Source organism: Niastella sp. OAS944, from assembly GCA_024809215.1.
GTDB lineage: Bacteria > Bacteroidota > Bacteroidia > Chitinophagales > Chitinophagaceae > Niastella.
In genome coordinates, this window is the sequence record JANUBW010000009.1 from 199,757 (window position 1) to 220,605 (window position 20,849).

The following is a 20,849-nucleotide window of genomic DNA, read 5'->3' on the forward strand; positions in this document are numbered from 1 at the left end:
GCCATGCAACCGTTTTTAAACTATTCTCGACTGTACAAAATATAACCGTAAATAAGACATTTAACCTTAGCCTGTTCACGGTTACAGAAGACAACCATTCCCAGCGTTTAAACACAAAAATCATAGAAATGAAAACAAACCTGCGGGTTGCTGTTTTGGCATTCACCTGTATTAGTTTTGGTTCGATTGCACGTGCCCAATATCCAACTATTCCCCCGGCGCTCGAAGATTCGGCCAATAAAGTAATGCATGAAGTAAAGAAAAAGTCTGATGAAGCATGGGCTAAGGCATTACCCATTATTGAAGCTGATGCAAAAAAGGGCAAGCCCTTTATTCCCTGGGCTTCAAAACCGGAAGATCTGCCCCAGGCGAAAATACCTGCATACCCAGGTGCCGAAGGTGGAGGTGCTTTTACCTTTGGTGGCAGAGGCGGCAGGGTGTTTGTTGTAACCAACCTAAACGACGATGGCCCCGGTTCATTTCGCGAAGCTTGCGAACAGGGTGGGGCCCGCATTATTGTGTTTAATGTGGCCGGTATTATTCACCTGAAAAGTCCGGTGATCATTCGCGCTCCATATATTACCATTGCCGGACAAACGGCGCCTGGCGATGGCGTTTGTATTGCAGGTGAATCTGTGTGGATAGATACACACGATGTTGTGGTTCGCTTTATGCGTTTTCGTCGCGGTGAAACCGAAGTAACCCGTCGCGACGATGCCCTGGGTGGTAACGGCGTTGGCAATATCATCTTCGATCATGTATCGGCCAGCTGGGGTCTCGATGAGAATATGAGCATGTACCGTCACGTATACGATAAAGGCGATGGTTCAAAACCAGAAAAATTACCTACCGTGAACATCACCATGTCGAACTGTATTTTCTCTGAAGGGCTCGATACCTATAACCACGCTTTCGGCAGCACCATTGGCGGACATAACAGTGCGTTTATGCGTAACCTGTGGTCGAGCAATATAAGCCGCAGCCCATCAATTGGTATGGATGGCGATTTCAACTTCGTAAACAACGTGGTTTACAACTGGTGGAACCGCAGTGCCGATGGTGGTGATCACAGATCATTGTTCAACTTTATCAATAACTATTTTAAACCCGGTCCTATTACACCAAAAGATCAGCCCATTGGTCATCGTATTTTAAAGCCAGAGTCTGGTCGCGATAAATCGAATACCGATCAGTTTGGTAAAGCCTATGTGAATGGTAATATCGTTGAAGGCAACGAAACTGTTACCAACGACAACTGGGCCGGTGGTGTACAGGTACGTGATGGCAAAGATGCAGGTGCGTTCACTTCGCAAATAAAGGTTGACAAACCCTTCCCTATGCCAAAAGTAACCATTATGACCGCTAAAGAAGCATATGCTTATGTTTTGGATAATGCCGGCGCTACTTTACCAAAACGCGATGCGGTAGATGCGCGTATTGTAAAACAGGTTAAGGAAAATAAGATCTATTATACTGAAGGTGGTAAAACCAATATCGGCAATCAGTTCATAAAACGCCGCCTGCCCGTAGATTCATATAAAATGGGTATCATTACACACCCCAGCCAGGTGGGTGGTTATCCTGAATATAAAGGCACGCCTTATAAAGACAAAGACAATGACGGTATGCCCGATAGCTGGGAAACAGCGCATAAGTTAAACCCCAACGATGCATCTGATGCTGTAAAAGATCGCGATGGCGATGGATATACAAATATTGAAGAATATATCAATAGTGTGGTGAAGGTGAAGATGTAATAACATTTTTAAAGAGACCTGAAAGGTGCGTTTTAAATAACGCAGCTTTCAGGCCTTTTTCTTTTACACCGTTTCTTCCTGTGTAGCTTCTTTATTTAAACCGCCTTCGGCAATGGCGCTTAAGGTTTTATCGGCTTCTTTTTCTTCTTCCAGCGTTGGCGTCAGTATTTTCGCAATATCTTTTGCTCCCATTGTTTTTGCCAGGGTGATCAGGCTGCCATAGGTGGCAATTTCATAGTGCTCTACTTTTTGGGCAGCTATAACAAGCGCCACGTCGCGTGATGCAGAATTTGCTTCTGTTTCATCGATCACTTTCCAGCCCTCGTCAAAAAGTCCTTGCAGACCAACGCAGCGCCTTCCTTCCGGTGGCAGCGATAGCAGTTTAAATACCTCCTCAAGCCGTTTAACATGCTTTTCCGTTTCTTCTTTGTGAACAACAAAAACTTCTTTCAGGCCTTCAGCCGAAGCCGCGCTGTTCATGGTGTCGAGCACCTGTACGAGATTTATTTCTGACCAGTAAAGTTCCTGCAGGCAGTTGATGAAGAACTGTTCCAGTACGGAACTGTAATCCATTTGAGCATTCGATTCCATATGTTTTTGTTTTTAATGAATAAAAAGGCAACCGTTAGTGTCTTATTCTATTTATATAAAATCCATTCCACGAAATTGTTGTGAAACCATCAATGCCATCACAGTCAATTGGCCGTTTTTTGAAGATGGAAGTGGTACGCCTTTCTTGAGAGTACAATAGGATCGTTAATGAACAAGGAATATTCTTTTATAAAACATGCCCCGAAGTAAAGAATGAAGGAGGAGTAGAACACAAACAATAAGATCAGTACAATGGCAGTGCCAGCGCCGTAAATAATTCCGGCATTGCTATGGCTCATTACCGATGAAAGAATAGTTCTTCCAATATAAAATAATACACCGGTAAGTATACCACCAGCTTTTGCCACCCGCCACGAAGGCCGTGCATTGGCCAGGTACCTGAACAGTATAATAAACCAAATGGTGGTAACCAGTATGCTGCCAATTTCATTAAAGACTGTTGTTATGAACACGCTTCCTGTTTGCCAAATTCTACCTATATATTCTTCGGCAACAACACGGGTTACATCAATAATGCTGGCAGCAACGAACAATATGCCGGTAGTTAAAATAATAGCCAGCGATTGGCCCCGTACTTTAAGATCGTACAGGAGGCCTGTTTTTCTAAGGCCGATATCCCAAATGTCGTGTAATGAATTTCTGATGACTTTGAAAAGGGTAGTGGCTATAAAGACCAGGAACAACAGTCCGAGGATGTCCATATACCAATTTTGCGCGAGGTTGCGAAACCCGCGGGCAGTGCTTCGCAGTTGTTCGGCACCTTCCTGGCCAAGTGTACCGGAAAGCACTTTCCTCAGTTGGGCGCCTATCAGTTTTCTATCGAAAAAAAGCCGGAACAATTGAAAAAGAAGAATAATGATCGGTGGCAGGGCAAAGCTGGTAAAAAATGCAGTGGCGCCGGCCAAACGTAAGGGATCATTTTGTTGCAGGCGGCTGAAAGAATCCTTTAAAAGCTTTCCTAATATTTTCAGGTTCCATATCGATTGGCGGTTCTCCATGTTGGGTACCTAAATTTAAGTTATACAACATTAATCAGGAAATTATGTGCCAGATGATTAAACTGCACAATTAGGGTACTATGTCGAAATTCATCGTACTTGTAGTGGTATTGTAGTGGCGGGTTCTTTGGGTCCATTGCCCGATGTGGCTAGTTTTAACAAAAAACACCAAACAGATAATGCTACCTATGACGAAGCGTTCTTTCATTGCCCTTTGTTTTACTGCCTGCATAACCGCCGGCACACACGATGTATTTGCACAAAAGAAAACCATCGACCAACGGGTTGATTCCGTACTGAAACTAATGACGCTCGATGAAAAGATCGGTCAGTTAAATCAGTACTCGAGTAAAGAAGAAGTAACTGGTCCCGAAAGCGACAAAAGCAGCCTGTTACTGGAAATAAAAGCCGGCAAGGTTGGTTCCATGCTCAATGTACGAGGCGCCGACCGTACCCGCCGTACGCAGGAGCTTGCTTTGCAATCGAGATTAAAAATACCAATGCTCTTTGGTCAGGATGTTATTCATGGTTACAAAGTAACTTTCCCCATTCCATTAGCCGAAGTGGCCAGTTGGGACCTGCAGGCAATAGAGCAGGGGTCGCGTGTGGCGGCTATTGAAGCGGCTGCTGCCGGCATTCACTGGACGTTTGCTCCCATGGTTGATCTTTCGCGCGATCCACGCTGGGGCCGCGTTATGGAAGGCGCCGGTGAAGATACTTATCTCGGCAGCCTGGTGGCAAAAGCCAGGGTAAAAGGTTTTCAGGGTAAAGGTTTAGGTAACACCGATGCGGTAATGGCCTGTGCAAAACACTTTGCCGCTTATGGTGCAGCTGTGGGTGGCCGCGATTATAACTCAGTTGATATGAGTGAGCGCACTTTGTGGGAATGGTACCTGCCGCCCTTCAAAGCTGCTGCCGAAGCCGGTGCTGCTACCTTTATGAATTCATTCAACGACATGAATGGTGTGCCCGCAACTGGTAATGCTTACCTGCAACGCGATATCTTAAAAGGCAAATGGAAATACACTGGTTTTGTAGTGAGCGATTGGGGTTCCATTGGTGAAATGGTAAACCATGGTTTCGTTAAGGATAAATATGAAGCCGCATTGAGCGCCATAACCGCTGGCAGCGATATGGATATGGAGAGCCGCAGTTATACGGCCAACCTGGCTAAACTGGTTAAAGAAGGCAAGGTGCCGGTGGCGCTGATCGACGATGCTGTTAAAAGAATATTGCGTAAGAAATTCGAGCTTGGGTTGTTCGATGATCCGTTCCGTTTCAGCAATACGCAACGCGAAACCGAAATGGTTGGCAATGCACAACACCGCGCTATTGCAAAAGATATGGCTAAAAAGAGCATTGTGTTGCTGAAGAACAACAATAGTCTGTTGCCATTGTCAAAAACGACAAAAACGATCGCTGTTGTTGGCCCCCTTGTAAAATCCGAAGATGATATGCTTGGCTTTTGGAGCGTAGGCTGGCCCGATAACAGCGATGTGGTTTCTCAATGGGAAGGACTGCAAAATAAAGTTAGCAACAATACCAGGCTGGTATATGCAAAAGGTTGCGAAGTAAGTGATACAAGCCACGCCGGTTTTGCCGAAGCCATTGCTGCTGCACAAAGTGCCGATGTGGTAATTGTAAGTGTAGGCGAGCGCCGCGAAATGAGTGGCGAAGCTAAAAGCCGGGCCAATATTCATTTGCCCGGTGTACAGGAAGAATTGATACAGGCCTTACATGCAACCGGTAAACCATTGGTGGTACTGGTAAATGCCGGCCGGCCTCTGGTATTTAACTGGACGGCCGATAATGTACCGGCCATTGCATATACCTGGTGGCTGGGTAGCGAGGCTGGTAATGCCATTGCCGATGTATTGTTTGGCGATTACAATCCTTCGGGAAAATTACCAATGACCTTTCCAAGAACAGAAGGACAAATTCCCATTTATTATAATTATCTGAACACAGGTCGCCCGGCTCCGGACGATGATAAACCTTCGAACTATCGTTCAGGTTATATCGATCTGCAAAAGAGTCCGAAGTTTGCATTTGGTTATGGCCTTAGCTATACTACATTTGATTATAGCGATCTGCAATTGAGCAAAACAACTATCGGCAGCAACGACTCTATTATAGTTACGTTCAAATTAACCAACAGCGGTAAGTATGCAGGTGAAGAAGTAGTACAGTTGTATCTGCGCGATGAAGTAGCTTCAGTGGTACGCCCCGTAAAAGAGTTAAAAGATTTTACCAAGTTGTTGTTGCTGCCCGGCGAAAGCAAAACCGTTCGTTTTGTGATCAATAAGGAGAAGCTATCGTTCTATAACGCACAATTAAAATGGGGTGCAGAACCAGGAAGATTTAATTTGATGATAGGTAGTGCTTCGAATGATATCAGGTTGAAGAATAAGTTTGAATTGAAGTAGCCAAGACCTGTAAGGTCCGCCATTTGATCTTGCGTAGACGGAAGGTATAAGCGGACCTGACAGGTCGGATTTATGGAAACGACCTGTCAGGTCCAATTTCAACCTAATAATTAGTCAAGCTCAAGTGATGGACCTTACAGGTCTAAGTGCGTCTTAGCACCAAAATGCATAGAGTCATTCTGCAAAGCCTTATTGAAACAATCATTGGCTTCTTTCGAATTAAGTCCCAGATAACCGAGTCCCATCATATAATAACAATGCGTTTGATTACGCACATTCAAATCGTCTTCGAAGATCAGCAGGTCGGGGAGTGATACAGCGAAGTAATCGATCTTTACCTCGTCGTGCAAATGGGCTTTACCGTAATCAACCAGTTTTGAAAAGATGAGGCTGGCTTTTTCTTTCTCACCTAATGCATTCCAGGCAAGTCCCTGGTAGAAGATCTTATCTGGTTGCTGATCGTTATAAAACATGGCGGCGGTTGGTTCGGCCAAACCTTGTGTTGCCTTTTGTAAGCAGGTGTTGGCTTTTTCTTTATTATCCAGTCCTTTATATGCAATAGCCAGCCAGTAAAAGATATCATTCTCCTGGGCGCCATGCAATTTTCCTTCGCCCAAATTATTGGGGTATACCTGTGCCTGTTCCAAACAGTTTATGGCCTTTTCATATTGTTTTGCTTTTATGTGTTTACCGGCTATGGCTATCAGGCTATAAATATATTGGCCCGATACTTTACCTTCACCACCTTCCCAGGGATGAAACTGTCGTTGCATGATCAGTTCATAAGCATGTTCGTGTTCACCAATGAAATTATACAACGCGGCCCTTTCCAAATAAAGATCATCACGCTGTTCAACAACGGTGCTATGTGCTTCTAAAAATGCCAGCCGCGCCTTGGGCTCTTTATTCAGGCGTTTGTACAATTGGTCGAGCTCCATCAATACCCGCGCATCAGTTTTATCAAGTTCAAATGCCTTTTCATAATAACTTAAAGCTTTAGTACCATCGTTCCGTTTGTTGAAATAAGCAATGCCCAGGTTACGGAAGGGGGTAGCGAAAGAAGCGTCGCGTTGTACTGCCATTTCCCAGCATTGAATGGCTTCGTCGTACTGCCGTTTGTCGTACCATAAGTTGCCCAGATAATAAGGCGCTTTTGCATCGGCCTCATTAAACGTAGCAGCCATTTGTAACACGGCAATATCTTCAAGCCGGTTGGGAAAGCAACCATGTGCATCGGCTGCTGCGCCCTTTATAAAGAATGACAGGGCTTGTTCTGTTTGGCCCAATTGCTTGTGTGCCCAGCCAAGATAATACCATACAAGAGGCGATGGTGATCCTTTGCTTGTGGAAACTGCCAGTTGAAGCAGTTCTATAGCGTCTTCAAAAACGCCGGCAGCCATATAGTCAAGGGCATATTCCAAATAATTATGATTGTCGCCCCGGGCGATCTTTATCAATTGATCGAGCGAACGTTTTGCGCCGTTATTGTCGCCGGTTGCTGCAAGCAATTTATTTTGTTCAAAAAGCACCGAAAGATTGAACAGGTCCTGCTCCAATGCCGCGGCGCATGTTTTTAAAGCCGTTTTATGTAAACCAAGCTTTCTTTGTATAAGCACTTTTAATGCAATGGCCTTGCTGTTACGGGCATTGCGGTCGAGCGAGTGTTGTATATGTTCGAGCGCCGGTTCATAGTTACCCAGCGTAACATCAATTTGCGCCAGGGAGAAAAAGCCACTGTCTTGCCATGCGCTGTTCCAGGTGGCTTTATAAAAAGCAGTATAGGCTTCTTTAATCTGGCCCTGCATTTTTAAACACAATCCCTGATTGTAATATGGTTCACCGTTGTAAGGATTGGGGTTGCGGCTTATAAGTGTTTCTGCCGCTTTTCTAAAGTAAGGTTCGCTTTTGGCAAACTGTCCCCGTCGAAACAGCCATAAACCAAGCGCATTGTTATTACGTATGTCTTTAGGGTCTCTGCGTAACGCCTCCTCATAATAAGGAACGGGGCTGTATGTTGCATGGCGGTATTGTTCCAGGTGTAACCCCGTTAAATACAACTGTTCATTGTTCTCTACATCTTTTGGTTCCAGTGCTGCTTTGGCTGGCTGGGGGATCTCGCTTTTTTTATCAATATTGTTTTTATACCGCAAAACTTCTTTACCGCCTTTATCGGAAAGCACCAGCAGAATATTGTCAGTGGTTATGTTTGCTGAAACTGCAATGTTTTTTGTATATATAGTTTCCGGACTAACCAATATAACTTCATTCAATAATTCCTGGTCTGTTGTTGTTATCCTTATCTTTAGTAGTTGCGCCGAAGTGGCAAACACTTTCACCTGCAATTCATCATTCAATTTTTCTACATTCATCAGCACATCCCTGGTGGCGTTCTTAACCACACCCAACTCACGGTAGGGCATAAAGTATTGGGTGAACGATTTTTCCTCGAAAGGCATCAACCAGCTAAAATCGGGTTGGTTGTCGGTGAACACACCGGTCATTAGTTCAATGTATGGGCCATCTTCATCGGTAAGGTTGCGGTCCCAGGCCTGGCCAAAATCGCTATGTCCCCAGGTCCATTGTTTTTTACCGGGCGATACATGGTGATTGGCTACATGTAATACACCCGCCTGTGTGTCGTGCTCGTAACCGCCTACAAAATCATATTCACTGTTAACGGCCATGTAGGAGGTAGGAACGGGAATATTCTTATAGCGCGAAATATCGGTGCCGGGTGAGTAATCTACTTTGTAATATGTGCCGGTTGCAATAGGGAAAGTTGATACATCTCTTTTGCCATGATCGAATACGGCATTAACATCTGGCGGAAACACCGATTGGTAATGATCGTTCACCTTTACGGCCGGGTTAGCCCACCATAAAAATGTTTGCGGCAGGGGCGTACGGTTATAGAGTTTTACTTTTATTTCCAGGTATGCTTTATCGGGGTGTAAAGTAAAACCGGCCATTCCCTTAGTGCGGAACATGCGCTCCACTTCGTTTACCCAAACTGTTTTGCTGCCGTCTTCATTTTCTTCAATGGTATAATCAACCGGCTCAAACGTACTGGGCCGGTGGTGTTGTGGCCAGTTAAATTCTATACCACCCGAGATCCAGGGTCCGCATAAGCCAACCAATGCGGGTTTAATTACCTGGTTGTAATAAATAAAATGGCGTTGTTTTATTTTGTCATAAGCCATTTGCACCCGGCCGCCCAGTTGCGGCAGTATCATAATTTTCAGGTATTTATTTTCCAGGAACAGGGCCTGGTATTCCGCATCTTTCTTTTCATCATAGATCTTTTCTATAACCGGGTTGGGGTACACTACGCCACTGCTTCCCTGGTATACCCGTTTTTCAAAGAACATAGGGTTTTTATCAGGTGTACCGGCTTCATAGGTAGGTATGGTCACTTTTTCTTCCCATACATTTATCATCGATAGGCTCATTTTCGTTAGAATTAATTTTTCAATACAGATTGTAGTTTTTCAAAAGTTATTGGCGTTGCGGGGTTGAATGCGGCGCCGCTCATGTACTGTTTCAGACTGAATAATAATTGTTTTGCTTCGGGGCGTTTGTCCAAATCTGTTAGCAGGTCAATGCCTGAGAGTATCAGTTTGCCTTTTCCAACTTTACACTCGGTTATTAAGCCAAGCGGACGGGCAGTAACCCAATCGTCTATTACGCGTACAATGGGTTGCAGCCCTTTTGCCAGCGAATCTAAACGTATGGCATTGGAATGGCTCATGGCATCCCACCATTGCCAGTTGCTATGGTATTGGGTAGGAAAGGCCGCAAGGGCCGGGTGCGCAGGATTACATAAGATGCCCAGCGTATGAGGAGGTTGATTATGTGTCCAGGCGGTATTCCAGAATATACTGCTGAAGCCAACGGCAATATCGCCGCCTTTATCAGCTTTCAGCGATCCTTTTTTCAGGGTGAGTAATACTTTACCGCCATTGTTGAGTATTTCCAGCGCTTTTGCATCCAGCGTTTGGGTTACCAGTATCTCCTGGCTGGTTTCGGGCAGTGATGCCGGGTAAACAAATATGTCCCAGGTATTTTGGTTCTCCCCAATAGAAATGCTTAGCGTAAGCCTTTCGGGCCGTTGTACTGTTTTCAACGACTGATTGATAGTGCCTAAAGAAATAGCATTGCCAACAGGTATATTGGTGGCTGGTAATTGTCCTTTAAACAACACCTTACCGCTTTCATTTTTGATATCCCAAACCGGCGTTACATTATTAAGTGCTGCTGCACCAAACTGCGCCACTTCAACAGGTACCGTTAACTCTTCATTATTCAGGTAGATCATTTTGGGCAGTTTTGCCAGGGGTACAATGGCGTTACAGAAACGGCTATACGCTTTACCGGTAACATATCCCTTATCTTCCCAAAAAGGGCTCAGTACACCCACCAGTGCAGTGCCCTGGCCGGGAAAATCGTGCAGGTCTAATAGTTGAAAACCGCCAAACCCGGGTGTGCGCAAAGCGGCTTCAATATCGGCTTTATAGCATAATACCTGTAATTTACCGGAAGCAAGTAGAAAGCTGTCGGCCAGCTTACCCATGCCGTGGCTATTGAGCCTGTCACGGAAGATCTCAAAGTTCTTTGCTTTTAATACGCCGGTGTATTTTGCAATTTCTTTAAAGTCGGGGTACACACACCATTGGCCAATTTCATGACTAACAGTTGGGTGTTGCCATTTTGAAATGATGCCCGACCAGTTATAATCAGCTTTTGGGGCCTGGCCGTTTATTATACTTTTAACACCTTCGCCCCAGCGTTGAATGCGCGGATCGGGGGTGCTGTTGTAATCCTGTTTGTCAATTACCGGCCAGCCGGCGCCGGTAGTATATAATCTGCGTGGGTCTTTGTTTTTCCAGTAGGCAACAAAATCGGTGAGGTATTTAACGTGATTGTCGCCGCTAGGTTCATTGCCATAGGCCATCATACAAAACGAGGGATGGTTGCCATAGGCTTTTACTACGCGTTCGCTTTCTTCATAAATGTATTTATCGAGCGGTTTACCATCGCCGATGGGCGAGCCCTGGTTGGCCCATGATGAACATTCAATATGCAGGTAGAAGCCGAGGCGGTCGGCTGCGTCAAAAGCGGCAGCAGGTGGCGTCCACGAGTGAAAACGCAAATGGTTCAGGCCATATGAGCGGGCAATTTTGAAAATACGTAACCACGAATCTATATCAGTGGGTGGATAACCTGTTTTAGGAAATATGGCGCATTCCAACGTGCCGCGTAAAAATAAGAGGCGGCCATTGATGGTGAACTGGGTGCCTTGTGTTTCAAAGGCGCGCATACCAAATTGCACCTGCTTTTCATCTTTATCAATACCTTGTTGCAACTGTACCTTCATAGTATACAGGTTGGGGTTGAATTCGTCCCACAACAATGGATCAGCGCCCATGGGGTAGTGCAGCTCAACAGTGGCATTGTCGCCATTCACTTCCATTTGCTGCGAGAGCGGCTTTAATTTTTCACCTGCCGATAATTGAAGCGAAGCCTTTGCCGGTTTTCCGGTACTATTTCCTATGGTGATCTTTGCCAGCACTTCTTTCGCTTTTATATCGGGGTACAATTGTACATCCTGAACATATAGTGGCGAGCGGGCGGTAAGCGCCAGTTTGCCCACCATGCCGTTCCAGTTGCTTTGTGTGTGGTCAGAAATGCTGTGCGAGTTCTGGCCCACATCAAAGGTTTTAACCCGGTTGTCTATACGAATGGTGATCTGATGGCTGCCGGGTGTTAATGCATGGGTAAGGTTGAAAACATGCGGTGTGCCCAGGCTGTTCTGCATACCTATCTCATTACCATCTATCCAAAGGGTAGTTTCCCAATGGCTGCGCTCAATAAACAGTTCCAGTTGTTTATTATTCCAGGCTGCAGGAATATTCACTGTTTTCTGGTACCAGGCGGCGCCTTTGTAATATTTTATGGGTTGAAGCCAGAAGGGAATTTTAATATTTCCCTTGCGGCGGTATTCGGCATACTCGGGTTTTACAAACCAGGAGGTATCCCAAATATTGCCCACCCAGGGTGTATTGATGTCAACATCATTGCCTTTCCCATTGGTGGTCATGGAGCCGGGCAGTTTAATGGCATCGGTTAGCTTCCGGTTAAACCATTGTTGTTCTACTCCTTTGTCGAGCGAATCAATTTGAAACCGCCATTGGCCGGAAAGATCGATTGTTTGAGCCTTTATGGTAACAGTGCAGGCTAGCAAGACAATCGAAAGAAGATAATGAAATGACTTAAGCATCGGGTTTCAGTTATTCAGTTATTCAGTTATTCAGTTATTGAGTTATTCAGTTGTTCAGCGTTCTTCAGCAAATCTGCTATTATTATGCCCGTAGGCCAATAGAAATATTTATGAAAAAGATGGATTATATTATTAGACCGGTTTTTTTCTGTCCCTGATGTTAAGCCATATGCTCAGTGCAAGACTTATCATAAAAACAATAAGGGTAACAGTTTCTACCAGGTTCTCGTTGAAGTTTATACCGGTGAGTTTTAATAACAAAAAATGAATGTAAGAATTTTGCTGATCATGGTACCCGAGTTGTTCCCTTACCTGCCAGTGCCAGTCGGTGCAAAGGCAATAACCCCAGCCATACCAAATGCCCAGCACAAACCAGGAAAAGGCGGTTAACAGTAAGGTTATCAGGTTCCATTTTCTTGTGATGCGGAACATCCAGCCGGTGATGTTAAAAAGCGTGAGCAGTGTATGAAATACGAAGAAGAAGATATTCAGCAGCTGATACCACATGATGGAAGATTATAACAGGCAATATAGTAAGGTAACGATTTTGTCAAAAACACCCGGAAATATCTACATTGCAGGTAATGGCTAAAAAATCACCACCCATTCCTGTAATCACTCTCCCCGAAATGTTTGATAAGGGTATCTTGATTGGTAAAGAATCTGTAGGCGACGCGCACAGTTTTGCCGACCCGGCTCACTCGCACCGTCACGATTTTCACCTCTTTATTTTACAGGAGGAAGGGAGGTCGCAAATTGAAATTGACTTTAAGAAATACCAGTTAAAAAATACTGCTATAGTATATATCCATCCCAGCCAGGTGCACCTGATGACAAGGGTGGGGAAGGGCAATTTATACCTTGTGGCTGTAAACAATGAAAATCTCGATCCCCGGTATCTGAAACTGTTGGAAGAAATAGCCCCGGCCGATCCATTGTTGTTAAAGCCTGCTGAGTTTTCAATACTTGCACAGGCGGCATCATTATGTATTGATGTTTTTGAAAGAAAAGACGACAGGTTATATTCCACAATACTTAAAGACAGTTGTAATACATTGATAGGGCTGATTGTTTCAAAATATATTGAGCACGCTGAACCGGTAGCAGGGCTTACGCGTTTCGAGATTGTTACCCGCGATTTCAGACATGCGTTGGAAGCTCTTTTTATTAAATACAAACGGCCTTCAGAGTATGCCAACCTGTTGAATATATCGGCCGCTTATTTAAATGAATGCGTAAAAACGGTAACCGGGTTGCCGGTTTCTCACCATATTCAACAACGGGTTATATTAGAAGCAAAGCGAATGTTATATCATTCCAATAAATCGGTTAAGGAAATAGCCGCTGAATTAGGCTTTGAAGATTATCCCTATTTTTCGCGCCAGTTTACAAAAGTGGCAGGTATGACGGCCCTTACTTTCCGAAACAAAAACCTCGATTAGTCCAATAGCTACTTTGGTATGTGATTGCCCGGGGAAGCGCTGTGGTTTTATTTTGCAGTAGATACTAAAACGCAAAATATGCCAAAAGCGCCAAAATGGTTCAATGATACAGTTGAGACCTTATTAGGCTCAAAAATGCCGCGGGTAAAGGTTACAGAAACGGAATATTTAAATCCTTTTATAAAAAGAATACGTTTGCAGGGTGAGCTGAACGACTGGCATTGCCATGCTGGTTATGCCACAGGCGTAAGAATAAGCGATACGGAATACAGGAATTATACCCCTTCGTTTGATGATGTGGAAAATGGGATCGTTGAATTAATTGTTCATTTGCATGGCGATGGCCCCGGCAGCCGGTATATGAACAATTTATCAATCGGCGATGAGCTTAAACTTATAATGCCGCGCGGAAAGAAAGTATATAGTGAAGATGTAAAGCAGTATTTCTTCTTTGGCGATGAAACAACACTGGCAATGGCCTGTGCATTAAATGAAAGGGCAAAGAAAAATAAAGCGTTGTTGCATTTTTACTTTGAATTAGATGCAGAAAATAAGAACATTCCAGCTATTTTGGGGTTAGATAATTATAGCGTTTTCAGTAAGAATAAAACGTTAGCCAATGTTGAGCTTGTGAACCAATTGCCAATGTTTCAAATGCCTGGTTATAAAGAGGCCACGTTTATTGTAAGCGGTAATGCAACATCGGTGCAAACAGTAAGGCGGGCAATAAAGCAATACGGGGTAAGTGGTAGTATAATTGCCCAGGCATATTGGGCCGCAGGTAAAACAGGTTTATAATAAAGTTATTTTTATGTCACATCATCATCATCACCACTCAAATACAAAAGGGCTGTCGGTAGCTTTCTGGCTTAACCTGGTGTTTTCAATCATTGAAGTTGCCGGTGGTATTTTCACCAATTCAACAGCCATTATTGCCGATGCATTTCACGATTTTATGGATGCCATGACCATTGGCGCGGCTGTGTGGCTGGAGAGAGTGTCTGCAAAAAAGCGCACTCCAAAATTCACCTATGGCTACAAACGTTTTTCATTACTGGCGGCACTGGGTATGTCGGTTTTTATTTTGGTAGGCGCTGTTTTGATGTGTATAGCGGCTGTGAGATCTTTCTATCACCCTGAACCCGTAAACAGCAGCGGCATGTTATGGATAGCCGTGTTGGGTATTGCTATTAATGGATTAGCCTTTTGGCGCATGCAAAAGGATGAGCACGATCATCATCACGATCATGGTCATGTTCACAGCCATAATAGCAGGGCGGTAATGCTGCATTTATTGGAAGATGTGTTGGGCTGGGTGGCTGTTTTAATTGGTGCTGCCATTATTTATTATACCGGCTGGTATTGGATAGATGGTGTATTGGCGATAGCCATTGCGGTATTTATAGGGTACAACGCCATAAGAAATCTTATGAGTACAGCAAGTGTATTATTGCAATCGATACCAGAGAATGTAGATGTTGAAAAGCTTTCGAATGAATTGAGTCATATTGAAGGTGTAAAAAACATTCACGATCTGCATGTATGGAGCCTCGATGGAAATTTTAACGTTGCTACTTTACACGCAGTGGTGCAGGCTTCAGAAGAAAGACAAAAGGATAACATCTTTTCTGCAATGATAAACGTGCTGAAAAAACATCATATTCAGCACCCTACAATTCAACTGGAAACTACGATGGATAAATGTGGGTTGGTGGGGTGTTGAGTGTTTTAATCAATAATATTCAATTGGTTTATCACTTTATTGTAATACTGTTTCCCAATAGGAACGGCTTCTCCGGCCACTACGAAATGGTCGCGGGCAATATCATCAATGAAAAAAATTGAAACTGCATAAGACCGATGTGTTTGAATAAACATTTTCGGCGGAAGTTTTTTTAACGCTGTAGATAAGCTCGATCGCACCATGAAAAAAGTTTTGTCAGAAAGAACGATCCTGGTATAGTTCCCTTCTGTAGCCAGGCACATTACATCTTCAGGATCAACATTTTTCAATTTTTTATTTTGCCAAACGAAGAATGGATAAAACATAACGAATGCGCTTTGAGGTTATAGGATGACAATTTAAAAATAAGTTCGCAATTAATCCATTGTTTGTGTTTGGGTGACGCATTTACTTCTGGTATTTTCTTTAACCACAATGATACCCATATGCCAGTGTACTTCCTTCGGCTGGGTTCCTTGTTGCTACCCCGGAATCCGAGGACCCAAAGAGGAGTTTCGAGGACAACCCGAGGATGTTACAAGGTTGCATACAATGAGAAACAGGATAGCATCGAGGTGTTTTCGAGGTTGCAATTGACTAAATATGCGGTTCATCACACCGTTTCTATAGGTTCGTCACACCCATTTCCCAAGTTCGTCACATCTGAAAATGCATTTCCGGGGAGAAAATGCAGTTCGTCACACCGGTTTTCGAAGCTCGTCACGCCCAGTGGCAAACCCCGTCACATTTCTGAAAAAACAGGCTGAATTCTGTTCTACATTTGATCCATCAATCAAGGCCAAAGGAGTTTCGCTCAGGGCTAACAGGAAGAGCGAACCTGTGAACCCTCTCCGCGGCAGCGATTGAGGACAGAAACAAATTTTTACACTTTTAATTTTTAGTCTTATGGCACATTCAGACAATAGCGTAGTAACACGCAAACTCAAAGGAACCCTCGGTAAAGAACTCGTTTTTCGCGAGTGGGAGGGTAAAACAGTAGTAGCAAAAGCGCCCGGTAAGCGCAAAGGCAAACCAACGGAAAAACAAGCCGAAACACAGGAAAAATTCCTGCTGGCTTCAAGGTTTGCACGGGCAGTTATTAATAATCCAGATCAGGGCCTGGCAGAAGCTTATGGCACTGGATTGAGACCAAGGCAGAACGTGTTTAGTAGAGCACTGGAAGACTGTATGTCTCCGCCCGTTGTTAAAAGTATCACTACACGAAGATATAAAGGCGCAGCCGGCGATAAGATCGTTGTTCGTGCAATAGATGATTTTCGCGTAGTAAGTGTACTGGTAGAAATATATGCTGCCAATGGTACATTACTGGAATCAGGTAATGCTGAAATGGACGAAAATACGCTCGATTTTATTTACACAGCCACGCAGGTAAACAATCCACTGGCCGGTAGTAAAATAGTAGCTATTGCAACCGATGTTCCCCGTAATGAAGGAATGTTGGAAGTAACATTGTAATGCAATTACCAGGGATCACGCCACGTGGCGTGATCCCCTTTTTCAAATGAATTTTTATGAGCAGGTTATCTAAAGCCATTAATTATCATTCACTCCGCAAACTCTTTACCGGGTTAGCCACCGCCGCTTTTATTGCCTGTAAACTCACCGTCAATAAAGTGATGGCAATTGCTGCACCGGCTGCAATCAGGAACACATTGAGCCCAATGGTTACGCGCCATGCATATTGCTGCAGCCAGTTCTGTAAGAAATACAAGGCCAGGGGCGAAGCAATGAGGCAACTGATGAGTACAAGTATAATAAAATCCCTGGTCAGTATCACCCACAGTTGCAATAAGGATGCGCCCAGTATTTTTCGAATACCTATTTCGCGTGTGCGTTGATCTGCCATATAAGCCGCAAGGCCAAATAAGCCCAGGCAGGAGGTGAAAATAGCGAGACCGGCAAACAAACCGGCCAGTTTTCCGATAAGAATTTCCAGGTTGAACTTTTGAGCGTAACTGGCATCGGCAAACTCAAAATTATAAGGATAAGCCGGGTTGTATTTATTAAATGCGGCAGTAAGTTTCGCCAATGCATCGGTTGGATTAATAGTAGGCGATAAACGATATATGATAGCACTGTGCTGACCCGGTCTTCTTAAAAAAATGGTAGGCTCAGCAGGCGCAAAAGGCGATACCATTAACGCATCTTTATATACCCCTGCTATTCGCAAATTCTTACCCTGAAAGTTGATCACCTGGTTCAATGGTTCTTTAAGTCGCATTTGTTTAACGGCCGCTTCATTAAAAACAACACTGGTGGTATCGGCGCTTCCATTAAAATCTCTACCCATCAGTAACGACATGCCCATTGTTTTGAAATAATCTTCGCCCGTCACTACCACACCCATACGCACCGTTTCATTAGGTTGTTTACCTGGCCATTGCTCAACATCGGAATGCCAGTACACATTTGTAGCCGGGCTGGTTGAATGGGTCATGTTTTCAATAACACCTTGTTGTAATAGTTCGTTTTTTAGTGCGGTATAATTACGACTAAGGTCATCTGAGGAGTAGTTAAACATCAGCCGGCTCAGCTCGAAACCCGATGGGCGGCTTTTCGCATATTGTATTTGCCGGTATATAATGACGGTGCTAATGATCAATGCTACTGAACAACTGAATTGCAGTACTACCAGTATTTTTCGGGGCAGGGTAACCGCATGGCCCCATTGCATGGAACCCTTCAATACTTTTACCGGTTGAAAAGACGAGAGGTAAAATGCCGGCCGGCTGCCTGCTATAAGCGCAGTGATCAACATGCAGATCATAGTTGCCAGCCAGAATTTACCGCTTGTAAAAGGTATTTGTATTGTTCTTCCTGTAAGGGTATTGAACGCGGGCAAAGCCAATTGTACCAGCGCCAACGATAATATAAAAGAAATAAAAGTGAGTAAGAACGATTCTGTTAAAAATTGCAGCACAAGGTTTTTACGTTGTGAACCCATTACCTTACGTACGCCTACTTCGCGTTGTCTTTTGCGTGACCGTGCAGTAGTTAAATTTATGAAGTTGATACAGGCTATTAGTAAAACCAGCAAACCGATGGCGCTGAACATTCGTACGTACTCAATAAAACCGGTAACCGGTTGTCCGTTCCTGAATTCACTATACAAATGCCAGTCCTTCAACGCATGAAGTATCACATCTGTATTCATGAAATTTATATTCTTCCTGTCGATCTTCTCAATGTCTTTTATTTTGTTTGCTAAACTGGCATAAGAAGCGCCTTGTTTCAAACGAATAAATACCTGGTAAGAGTTTTGTTCAAAACCTGCAGCCCTATTGAATTTCACCATGGCGTCGTTTTGCTCATAATAACTGAAGGGCACCAGGTAGTTGAATGAAAGCGATGAATTGGCAGGCAGGTCTTTTAAAATACCAGTTACTTTTAGTTCATGCTGGTTATCGAACCGAACGGTTTGGCCTATAGGATGTGCATCGCCGAATAATGTTTTGGCTGTGGATTGTGTAAGTACAATAGAGTAGGGGTCTGATAAAACGGTGTTTGCATTACCTTCCAATAAGGGATACTGAAACATTTTCAGGAAATCACTATTGATCTGTGCGCCTGCCAGGTAAAACTTTTTATCTGCAACCCGTAATCCGTGTGGTACCATCCAGTCGCTTTCGGCCACATATTCAATTTCGGGGAACTGGCTGCGTAAAACATCGGCCAGTTTTAATGAAGCGGAATTGAAAGTAAGGATCTGTCCGTTGTTATTAAAGTTCTTTTTAACCTGATACAATTGCTCATAGTTTGGCAGAAAACGGTCGTAGCTATATTCATTGTATGACCATAAACCTATCAACAGGGCAACCGCCATGCCTATCGCCAAACCCATTATATTTAAGATGCTATACGCTTTATTTTTGATCAGGTTACGCCATGCGGTTTTAAAGTAGTTGGTGAACATAAACAATGTTGCAGGTTAATAATACAGGCTGCTGCCTAAGCATGCCAATAAAGTGCCATTGATAAATTCAAGTGAGAACCAACCGGTTGTTAAATAAAGTTTTCAGGTAATTGTTCGGTTTTGATACGTTTAATGTCCGCTGGAGAACATATTTTTGATGACCGATGAATAAATTTAAAGCAGCAATACAGATCATAGGCATCAACCCTTTTGTGTCGGTTCCTGAAAAGATCTTACAGAAGATCTTCAAACAGGCAGAAAAAGAAAAAGGCCCCATACCTATTTGTGGAACCGTAAATGACAAACCTTATAAGCAAACGCTGGTAAAATATAAAGGCGAATGGCGGCTTTATATAAACACCATCATGCTTAAAGATTCACCAAAGCATATTGGGAAAATTATACATGTAACTGTTGAGCATGATCCTGAGCCCAGAACTATACAGGCGCCGGAGAAATTCCTGAAAGCGCTAAAAGCGAATAAAAAGGCCAAAGCCGTTTTCGACAGCTTAATACCTTCGCTGCAATTGGAGATCGTTCGCTATTTAGCTAATCTTAAAACACCTGAGGCGCTTGATAAGAACATTACCAGGGCGATCAATTTTTTATTAGGTAAAGAACGATTTATAGGAAGAGATAAACCGGTAAATTCTCGTTAACCCGTTAGCTAATTTATTTCTTCACCCAGTTAAACGAAACGCTGTAACTGTTGATCTCAGTTTTACTAAAAAGCCCAACGCCCATCCAAAGTGAGGTCCATGGTTTAATACCAACCATATTACCCATATTGGCAAAGAAGCTACGGTCTTCCAGTTCAGTTCCACAAGTGCCATTACATTTATAGTAACCATAGCCCGCATATTCAATTCCGCCGGGTATTTTGTAATATCCGCGTTCAAATTCTATATAAGGATATTTTGCCGGCAGGTTCTTCAAACAGAAGTATGGGTCTTGGGGCCGTACGGCAAGAATGGCTACGAACTTTGTAAAGGATTCTGTTAAAATAACGCGTGGTAACCAGTTCGCATCTTCGTAGTTTATGGGGCCCTTTAATAATACCGGTTCATTGTGCTGCAACTGAAACTGCCAGCGTTTCTCCCATTGCAGATCAGTATTGCTTACTTTAACTTTTGTATATAATTGTATGGTGAGCTGGCCGTTACCTTCACTGAATTCCTTTAACGGTGCGCGTAAGGTATCACCACTGAGCTGTAGTTTTATTGTTTTTGAAACGCCATTGATCTCCCATTCTACTATGGCCGAGTCAATTTTATTAACGGGCATGTAACCTGTATCTAACCGTATTTCCAGGTTGCCGGGAACTGCCGGAGCCGTACCTTCTTCTTTGCTTTTTTTACATGCACCCAACAGCAACCCGCTTAGGATAATACCGGAAAATACAATAGACGTTAACTTTTTCATTGTTCAAAACTACAATGGGTGGCGTTTGATGTAGGCGAAACAGGAATGAAATGACATAAATTCAGCATAGAATGTTATTTTAGTACCTTATACATCATGGTTAAGAAAGGAATTGGGGTTATTCTTTTGTGTTTTGCGGGTTTCAGCGTATGGCCACAGGCCCGGGAGCTTGACTGCCGTAACCTTATTAATAACGGCCGCAGTTTTCTGGGGCAGTTTAAAGCCATCGACGCTATGCAGCAATATCACGAGGCTGTA

At 43.7% G+C, this 20,849-nt stretch carries 15 protein-coding genes; 7 read left to right on the plus strand and 8 right to left on the minus strand.

Annotated elements, in window-relative coordinates; all coding sequences use genetic code 11:
• The first annotated feature begins 128 nt into the window (after nt 1–128).
• On the plus strand, nt 129–1,757 hold the full coding sequence (locus GGD38_RS29075) for a polysaccharide lyase family 1 protein (protein WP_375302744.1): 1,629 nt from the start codon (nt 129–131) through the stop codon (nt 1,755–1,757).
• A gap of 63 nt (nt 1,758–1,820) precedes the next feature.
• Here the strand turns inward: GGD38_RS29075 and GGD38_RS29080 are convergent, their stop codons facing one another.
• Nucleotides 1,821–2,348 carry a ferritin-like domain-containing protein gene (locus GGD38_RS29080; RefSeq protein WP_375302743.1) on the minus strand — a complete coding sequence of 176 codons (528 nt, stop codon included), beginning with the start codon at nt 2,346–2,348 and terminating at the stop codon, nt 1,821–1,823.
• 104 nt (nt 2,349–2,452) lie between these two features.
• A complete protein-coding gene (locus tag GGD38_RS29085) occupies nt 2,453–3,367 on the minus strand; it encodes a YihY/virulence factor BrkB family protein (RefSeq protein ID WP_375303919.1) in 915 nt (304 codons plus the stop codon).
• Nucleotides 3,368–3,555: 188 nt separating this feature from the next.
• Here GGD38_RS29085 and bglX point away from each other — a divergent pair, with 188 nt between their 5' ends.
• On the plus strand, nt 3,556–5,793 hold the full coding sequence (gene bglX / locus GGD38_RS29090; protein ID WP_375302741.1) for a beta-glucosidase BglX: 2,238 nt from the start codon (nt 3,556–3,558) through the stop codon (nt 5,791–5,793).
• A 134-nt stretch (nt 5,794–5,927) separates the two neighbouring features.
• Here bglX and GGD38_RS29095 read toward each other — a convergent pair whose 3' ends face one another.
• The 3 genes from GGD38_RS29095 to GGD38_RS29105 all read right to left on the minus strand — a co-directional run bounded on the left by GGD38_RS29095 (nt 5,928) and on the right by GGD38_RS29105 (nt 12,577).
• Nucleotides 5,928–9,242: a DUF5107 domain-containing protein gene (locus tag GGD38_RS29095; RefSeq protein ID WP_375302740.1), complete on the minus strand. Its 3,315-nt coding sequence runs from the start codon at nt 9,240–9,242 to the stop codon at nt 5,928–5,930.
• Nucleotides 9,243–9,253: 11 nt separating this feature from the next.
• The gene (locus tag GGD38_RS29100; RefSeq protein ID WP_375302739.1) at nt 9,254–12,070 is read right to left on the minus strand and encodes a sugar-binding domain-containing protein; all 2,817 of its coding nucleotides are present in this window, start codon (nt 12,068–12,070) and stop codon (nt 9,254–9,256) included.
• Nucleotides 12,071–12,202: 132 nt separating this feature from the next.
• Nucleotides 12,203–12,577 (minus strand): DUF2784 domain-containing protein, encoded by a 375-nt coding sequence (locus tag GGD38_RS29105; protein WP_375302738.1) that lies wholly within the window; start codon nt 12,575–12,577, stop codon nt 12,203–12,205.
• 77 nt (nt 12,578–12,654) lie between these two features.
• Between GGD38_RS29105 and GGD38_RS29110 the strand changes: the two genes are divergently transcribed.
• The 3 genes from GGD38_RS29110 to GGD38_RS29120 all read left to right on the plus strand — a co-directional run bounded on the left by GGD38_RS29110 (nt 12,655) and on the right by GGD38_RS29120 (nt 15,235).
• Entirely contained in the window at nt 12,655–13,512 is an 858-nt protein-coding gene (locus GGD38_RS29110) for a helix-turn-helix transcriptional regulator (RefSeq protein ID WP_375302737.1), read from the plus strand.
• Nucleotides 13,513–13,590: 78 nt separating this feature from the next.
• Nucleotides 13,591–14,310 carry a siderophore-interacting protein gene (locus tag GGD38_RS29115; RefSeq protein WP_375302736.1) on the plus strand — a complete coding sequence of 240 codons (720 nt, stop codon included), beginning with the start codon at nt 13,591–13,593 and terminating at the stop codon, nt 14,308–14,310.
• A 13-nt stretch (nt 14,311–14,323) separates the two neighbouring features.
• Nucleotides 14,324–15,235, plus strand: a complete 912-nt coding sequence (locus GGD38_RS29120) for a cation diffusion facilitator family transporter (RefSeq protein WP_375302735.1) — start codon at nt 14,324–14,326, stop codon at nt 15,233–15,235.
• Between the two features lie 5 nt (nt 15,236–15,240).
• Here the strand turns inward: GGD38_RS29120 and GGD38_RS29125 are convergent, their stop codons facing one another.
• On the minus strand, nt 15,241–15,561 hold the full coding sequence (locus GGD38_RS29125; protein WP_375302734.1) for a LytR/AlgR family response regulator transcription factor: 321 nt from the start codon (nt 15,559–15,561) through the stop codon (nt 15,241–15,243).
• 580 nt (nt 15,562–16,141) lie between these two features.
• Here GGD38_RS29125 and GGD38_RS29130 point away from each other — a divergent pair.
• Nucleotides 16,142–16,711 (plus strand): hypothetical protein, encoded by a 570-nt coding sequence (locus GGD38_RS29130; RefSeq protein ID WP_375302733.1) that lies wholly within the window; start codon nt 16,142–16,144, stop codon nt 16,709–16,711.
• 85 nt (nt 16,712–16,796) lie between these two features.
• Here GGD38_RS29130 and GGD38_RS29135 read toward each other — a convergent pair whose 3' ends face one another.
• Entirely contained in the window at nt 16,797–19,169 is a 2,373-nt protein-coding gene (locus GGD38_RS29135) for an ABC transporter permease (protein WP_375302732.1), read from the minus strand.
• 164 nt (nt 19,170–19,333) lie between these two features.
• Here GGD38_RS29135 and GGD38_RS29140 point away from each other — a divergent pair, with 164 nt between their 5' ends.
• Nucleotides 19,334–19,828 (plus strand): YdeI/OmpD-associated family protein, encoded by a 495-nt coding sequence (locus GGD38_RS29140; RefSeq protein WP_375302731.1) that lies wholly within the window; start codon nt 19,334–19,336, stop codon nt 19,826–19,828.
• 13 nt (nt 19,829–19,841) lie between these two features.
• Here the strand turns inward: GGD38_RS29140 and GGD38_RS29145 are convergent, their stop codons facing one another.
• A complete protein-coding gene (locus tag GGD38_RS29145) occupies nt 19,842–20,591 on the minus strand; it encodes a hypothetical protein (protein WP_375302730.1) in 750 nt (249 codons plus the stop codon).
• Nucleotides 20,592–20,849 lie beyond the last annotated feature (258 nt).